Origin of the sequence: Cryobacterium sp. Y29 (assembly GCF_002929825.1) — a bacterium.
GTDB lineage: Bacteria > Actinomycetota > Actinomycetes > Actinomycetales > Microbacteriaceae > Cryobacterium.
In genome coordinates, this window is sequence record NZ_PJJN01000001.1 from 1 (window position 1) to 1,002 (window position 1,002).

Annotated in this window: 2 protein-coding genes; both read right to left on the reverse strand. The window is 61.3% G+C overall.

What is annotated here, in order from left to right:
• The coding region (locus CXY74_RS00005) for an IS3 family transposase (protein WP_233193042.1) at positions 1-663 on the reverse strand (663 nt) is incomplete at its 3' end.
• Positions 660-983 carry a transposase gene (locus CXY74_RS00010; protein ID WP_104198529.1) on the reverse strand — a complete coding sequence of 108 codons (324 nt, stop codon included), beginning with the start codon at positions 981-983 and terminating at the stop codon, positions 660-662. The genes CXY74_RS00005 and CXY74_RS00010, both read right to left, overlap by 4 nt.
• Positions 984-1,002: the final 19 nt, after the last annotated feature.

The window sequence follows — 1,002 nt, forward strand, 5'->3', positions numbered from 1 at the left end:
ATCCCAGCAAATTCCGGTGTATCCCATCGACCGGGTGATGCCATTCGCGGCCGCGAATGCGGTGATCTGAGCCGAAGCGTATTGGGTGCCACGGTCACTGTGAAAAATAACCGTCGGCGGGCGGTCCCCGCGCAGGACCATGGCCATCGTCAGGGCGTCCTGGATGAGGTCGGTGCGCATGTGGTCGGCGATAGCCCAACCGATCACGCGGCGACTGTGGGCGTCGATGACCGTCGCCAAATACACCCACCCCTCCCACGTCCTCAGGTAGGTAATATCGCCGACCCAAACCTGGTTCAAAGCGCCGGTATCCCACTGCCGTTTCACGGCATCCACCGGGTAGGCGTCAGCGTGGTCGATGATCGTGGTCGTCTTCCATTTCTTCGGGCAGATCCCCGCCAAACCCAGGCGTTTCATGGTCCTGGCCACCGTTTTGCGGGAGATGATCTCCCCGTCTGCGCGCAGGTCAACAAGGATCCGCGGGGCCCCGTAAACTTCGTCAGAATCGCCGTGGAAGAAGGCGACTTTCTGCTCGATGTGTTCCCGCCGGATCGCCGCCGGCGAGGGCGCACGATCCATCCACGCGTAATAGCCAGAACGGGAGACCTCGAGGAGACGGACCATGCGGGTGATGGTGAAGTTGGTCTTCTCCGCCAGCATCAGTTCGAACGCTTGCCGTTCGTATCCGAGGCTTCCTGGGCGAAGAAGATGGACGCTTTTTTTAGAAACGCCCTGTCCATCTTCAGATCCGCGTTTTCCTTCCGCAGCCGCAGCAGCTCGGCCCTCTCGGACTCCGTCACCTCGGCTTGTCCGGTCTCGTTGCGGGCCTTGAACGCGGTCAACCAGTGGCCCAACGTGGCCTCGTTGATACCGAGCTCGCGGGCGACGGTCGCGACCGCTCTGCCCGTGGTGACGACCAGCTTCACGGCCTCGTCTTTGTACTCAGGGGTGAAGTCCCGACGTGATCTTGCCATAGTGAACATTCTCTCTTGTGAGGTGTCC

Bases quoted from the DNA above. Each gene is read 5' to 3' on its own strand.
- CXY74_RS00010 (WP_104198529.1), bottom strand. From the start codon at position 983: ATGTTCACTATGGCAAGATCACGTCGGGACTTCACCCCTGAGTACAAA.